We start from the raw sequence: 4,669 nt of genomic DNA on the forward strand, positions 1-4,669 counted from the left end.
CCAGTGATCCGGCGCCGGCGCGCGGACCGGCGGCAACCCCGATCCCGCCGCAGCGCCAGTCACCGGCGCCGCGCGCCCCGTCGCAGGGCGGGTTCATCGCCCCCCAGGTCATGTCCGGTCCGGGCCTCGAGGGGGTGATCGGCCGCAATGCGACCGCGCTGGCCAACCTGTTCGGCACGCCGCGTCTCGACGTGAGCGAGGGGGACGCGCGCAAGCTGCAATTTTCAGGTCAGTCCTGCGTGCTGGATATCTATCTTTACCCGCTGAGCCCCGCGGCCGAGCCGAGCGCCACGCATGTCGAAGCCCGCCGGGCAAGCGATGGCAAGGATGTCGACCGTGCGTCCTGTATCGCCTCGCTGCGCCGCTAGTGCGGGCGGGTCAGACCATGAAGCTTTCGCCGCAGCCGCAGGCGCCCTTGGCATTGGGGTTGGTGAAGACGAACCCGGCCGTGAAATCGTCCTCCACCCAGTCCATCGTGCTGCCGACGAGGTAGAGGACGCTCGCCCCGTCGATGTAGAGGACACCCCCGGGGGTCTCGATCTTCTCGTCGAAGCGGGCTTCCTCGGTCACGTAATCGACCGAATAGGCCAGGCCCGAGCAACCCCGCCGCGGGGTGGATAGCTTGACGCCTATCGCGTCTGCCGGCGCCTGCGCCATCAGCGCCGCGATGCGCCGTTCGGCGCCCGCGGTCAGGATGACGGCGGCTTTGGGGGCGGGGCGGGTGCGGGTTTCCGGAACCGTCATCACAGCATCCCCAGTTCGAGCCGCGCCTCGTCGCTCATCCGGTCCGGGCCCCAGGGCGGATCCCACACCAGATTGACCTCGGCATCGCGTACGCCCGGGACGCTCGCGGCGCGCAGTTCGACCTCGCCGGGCATGGTCTCGGCAACCGGGCAGTGCGGCGTGGTAAGGGTCATGGTGATGACGACATCGGCGTCGCCCGATACCTCGACTCCGTAAATCAGCCCCAGATCGTAGATGTTGACGGGAATTTCAGGGTCGTAGATTTCCTTCAGCGCATCGACCACCGCATCATAGAGCGCACCGCCCGGTTCACCCGGCGCCACTTCGGCCGGACGATGCTGGAGAAAGCCTTCCAGATAGTCGCGCTTGCGTTCGAGCTTTGCACCGGCGCTTTCCTCGTCCGGCAGCGCCGCATCCTCGACCCGCGCGCGCGGCGGTTTGGCCGGCGGCATGTCGTCAGCGAAGGGCGCGGCGATGAAGGCGCGGTCGGGGTTTTCCTCGCTCATCCGAAAATCCTTTGTGTCCGTTCGATGCCGCGCAGCAGGGCGGCGATGTCGCCTTCGTCGGAATAGAGCCCGAAGCTTGCCCGTGCGGTGGCCGGTACGCCGAGCGCCGACATCAGCGGCTGGGCGCAGTGATGTCCGGCACGGATGGCGACATCTTCCTCGTCCAATATGGTGCCGAGATCGTGGGGATGAACCCCCTCGATCGCAAAGGAGACGATGCCGGCACTATCCTCGGGGCCGAACAGGCGCACCGCGTTGATCCGTTGCAGTTCGCTGCGCAGCTGCCGGGCCAGCGCGCATTCGTGCGCGAACAGGCGATCTGGCCCCATACCGGCGACATAGTCGATCGCCGCATGAAGGGCGATCGCCTCGGTGATCATCGGCGTACCCGCCTCGAAGCGCTGCGGCGGCGGGGCATAGGTGGTGCGTGCGAAGCTGACCTGTTCGATCATCGCACCGCCGCCCTGCCACGGGGGCATTTCGTCGAGCAGGGTTTCGCGCGCCCACAGCACGCCGATCCCGGTCGGCCCGTAGAGCTTGTGCGCCGAGAAGGCATAGAAATCGCAATCGAGCGCCGCCATGTCGAGCGCCATGCGCGGCGCCGCCTGACACCCGTCGAGCAGCAGCTTCGCCCCGACGGAATGGGCAAGGTCAGCCGCACGCCGTGCATCGAGCACGCTGCCGAGCACGTTCGAGACATGCGCCAGCGCGACCATCCGGGTGCGCTTGGTCAGCAGCCGTTCGAGGGCGTCGAGGTCGATCCGGTGGTCGTCGGTCAGCGGGCAGACGTCGATCTCGACCCCCGTGCGGGCAGCGATCATTTGCCACGGCACGATGTTGGAATGGTGTTCGAGGGTGGAAAGGACGATCCGGTCGCCCGGGCCAAGGTTCGCCCCGCCCCAACTGAAGGCAACGAGGTTGATCGCCTCGGTCGCGCCGCGCACGAACACGACCTCGTTTTCAGACCCGCCGATGAAGTCCGCGACCCGCCGTCGGGCCGCCTCGTAGCCGAGCGTCATCTGCGCACTGCGGCCATAAACCCCGCGGTGGACCGTGGCGTAATCCGTGCCGAGCGCGCGGGCCATCGCATCGATCACGGCGCGCGGTTTCTGCGCGCTCGCCGCGGTATCGAGATAGTGCCACGGCGCCCCCTGCGCCGTCACCAACCCGGGGAAATCGGCCTTGCGCGAAAGCTGATCGACCGCGTTCACAGATGCCGGTCCAGCTTGTCGAGCGCGACGCGCAGCAGACGCTCCTGCGTCGCGGCATCGTCGCCCAGTCCGACCAGTGCATCGCCGATGAACGCCTGTACCAGCAGCCGCCGTGCGGCGGCCGGCGAAAGGCCGCGCGCCCCCATGTAGAAGCGCGCCGCCTCGTCGAGCTGGCCCACGCTGGCGCCATGTTCACACTTCACGTCATCGGCGAAGATCTCGAGCTGGGGGACTGCATTGACGCTTGCCCCCTTTTCCAGCAGCAGGCCCTTGAAGCTTTGCGCGGCGGCGGTTTTCTGCGCCCCGCGATCGACGTCGATCCGGCCGAGGAAATTGCCCGTCCCGCGGCCCCAGTGCACGCTGCGCACGATCTGGTTGCTGGTCGCCCCCGGCTGCGCATGGATCACCCGGCTGACGATCTCGCGCGTGGTGTCGCGCCCGCCGACCGTGATGCCGCCGAGCTCGAAATGGCTGGACGTGGCGAGCGTAGCCTCGATCTCGATCCGGCCCAGCTGACCGCTGGCGATGACGGCGAACAGTTCGCACCGCGCCCCTTCGCCCAAGTTCACCCGCAGGCGGCGCAGGAAGGTTTCGTCATTGGGACCGGCGTGATCCTCGAGTATGAGACATTCGCGGTAATGGCCGCCCGCCGGCACGACGATTTCGCGCCAGTCGGACAGCTCGGCGGGGCCGACCGCCGCCAGCGCGTCGGTATCCGAATAGCGCCACGCCTCATCGCGCCGCGTGGGCAGGATGGCAGCTTCGGTCATGACGCGTCGCGCTGTTCCGCCAGCATCCGCACGCCCGCCGCACTGGCTTCCTCGAAGCAGGGCTGTGCCGCCTCGGCAATCGCCTGCATCCTGCGGTTGCGTTCGGCCCGCGGCGCATCGGAGGCGGCGATCGTGTCGAGCTCGGCCGCCCGCGGGGCAAAGCAGCGCAGCATCGCGCCGCAGCGAACCATGTCGATCGCCTCGTCGCCGGTCGACGCCTCGATCCGGCAGGTAAGTTTGCCGTCCTTCTTGTACACCCCGCCCTTGAAGGTCTTGAGCCGCTCGCCGATTACGGTGATCTGCTCGGACACCGCTTCGCTCGGCGGCCCCTCGGGCACGGGAAGGTCGGCGGTGGCGGCCTGCGCCATCAGGACGAATGCGAGCGCAAGCATCATGCAGCCTCCATTACGGCGTCATAGCCTTCGTTCTCGAGCCTTTGGGCAAGCTCCGGCCCGCCGGTCCTGACGATGCGCCCATCCGCCAGGATCGACACCCGGTCAGGCCTGACCACATCGAGCAGGCGCTGGTAGTGGGTGATCAGCAGCACGCCCTTCCCGGACGCACGCATGATCGCATTGATGCCTTCGCCGACGATGCGCAGCGCATCGATGTCGAGCCCGCTGTCGGTCTCGTCAAGCACGGCGAAGGTCGGGTCGAGGATGCCCATCTGGACCATCTCGGCACGCTTCTTCTCGCCGCCCGAAAAACCGACATTGACATGCCGCTTGAGCATTTCGGGGTCGAGCTTCAGCAGCGCCGCCTTTTCGCGCGCGAGCTTGAGGAACTCGCCGCCGCTGAGCGGCTCCTGCCCACGAGCGGTGCGCTGGGAATTAAGCGCCTCGCGGAGGAATTGGAGGTTCGAGACGCCGGGGATCTCGACTGGATACTGGAAGCCGAGGAACAGCCCCGAGGCCGCACGCTCATGCGGTTCGAGCGCCAGCAGATCCTGCCCCTCGAACAGCACTGAGCCGGAGGTCACCTCGTATCCCGGCCGGCCGCCGAGAACGTAGGACAGGGTCGACTTGCCGGCTCCGTTCGGACCCATGATCGCATGGATCTCGCCCGCCGCCACGGTGAGCGAGAGGCCCTTCAGGATCGGCTTGTCGGCAATGGTGGCGTGAAGGTCGGTGATCTGGAGCATCAATCGTTCCTGCGCGGGCCGGAGTCGCGTCCGGGCCGTGAATAGTGCTGTCTGGGATTGGCCGCCGCGTGGGCGCGGGCGCGGGCCTTGCGCTCGGCGAGGCAGGCGCGCATCGTCACGGTGAGCCGCTGGAGCACGGGGTCGATGTCGGCCAGGATGTCTGCCGCCGCCACCCGCTCGATCTTGAGGCCGACCGCCTCGAGGCTCTTGTCGCGCCGCCGGGCGAGCGCCTCGTCCGCGCCCTCCTCGTCGATCATGATCGCAAGGCCGAGATTGTGCGACACGAAGTCCAAGTAT

The 4,669-nt window shown here is 67.8% G+C and carries 7 protein-coding genes and 1 pseudogene; 1 reads left to right on the plus strand and 7 read right to left on the minus strand.

Annotation, left to right across the window (positions count from 1 at the left end; genetic code table 11):
- Positions 1-368, plus strand: a 368-nt coding sequence (locus ACHFFA_RS10665; protein WP_394270824.1) for a hypothetical protein, incomplete at its 5' end; no start/stop codon positions are given.
- Between the two features lie 10 nt (positions 369-378).
- On the opposite strand, the gene ACHFFA_RS10670 is transcribed toward ACHFFA_RS10665, so the two are convergent.
- The 7 genes and pseudogenes from ACHFFA_RS10670 to ACHFFA_RS10700 form a co-directional block, all read right to left on the minus strand.
- Positions 379-744 (minus strand): HesB/IscA family protein, encoded by a 366-nt coding sequence (locus tag ACHFFA_RS10670; protein ID WP_394270825.1) that lies wholly within the window; start codon positions 742-744, stop codon positions 379-381.
- Positions 744-1,250 (minus strand): SUF system Fe-S cluster assembly protein, encoded by a 507-nt coding sequence (locus tag ACHFFA_RS10675; RefSeq protein ID WP_394270826.1) that lies wholly within the window; start codon positions 1,248-1,250, stop codon positions 744-746. Before ACHFFA_RS10675 ends, ACHFFA_RS10670 begins: the two co-directional genes overlap by 1 nt.
- On the minus strand, positions 1,247-2,461 hold the full coding sequence (locus ACHFFA_RS10680; RefSeq protein ID WP_394270827.1) for a cysteine desulfurase: 1,215 nt from the start codon (positions 2,459-2,461) through the stop codon (positions 1,247-1,249). The genes ACHFFA_RS10675 and ACHFFA_RS10680 overlap by 4 nt, the downstream gene beginning before the upstream one ends.
- Positions 2,458-3,231, minus strand: a complete 774-nt coding sequence (locus tag ACHFFA_RS10685; RefSeq protein ID WP_394270828.1) for a SufD family Fe-S cluster assembly protein — start codon at positions 3,229-3,231, stop codon at positions 2,458-2,460. Before ACHFFA_RS10685 ends, ACHFFA_RS10680 begins: the two co-directional genes overlap by 4 nt.
- Entirely contained in the window at positions 3,228-3,626 is a 399-nt protein-coding gene (locus tag ACHFFA_RS10690; protein WP_394270829.1) for a hypothetical protein, read from the minus strand. Before ACHFFA_RS10690 ends, ACHFFA_RS10685 begins: the two co-directional genes overlap by 4 nt.
- A complete protein-coding gene (sufC, locus tag ACHFFA_RS10695) occupies positions 3,623-4,372 on the minus strand; it encodes a Fe-S cluster assembly ATPase SufC (protein WP_394270830.1) in 750 nt (249 codons plus the stop codon). Before sufC ends, ACHFFA_RS10690 begins: the two co-directional genes overlap by 4 nt.
- Positions 4,372-4,669 (minus strand): annotated as a pseudogene (locus ACHFFA_RS10700) (hypothetical protein); the annotation flags it as partial. The pseudogene ACHFFA_RS10700 and the gene sufC, both read right to left, overlap by 1 nt.

It is taken from the genome of Qipengyuania sp., from assembly GCF_043423005.1.
Taxonomy (GTDB): domain Bacteria; phylum Pseudomonadota; class Alphaproteobacteria; order Sphingomonadales; family Sphingomonadaceae; genus Qipengyuania.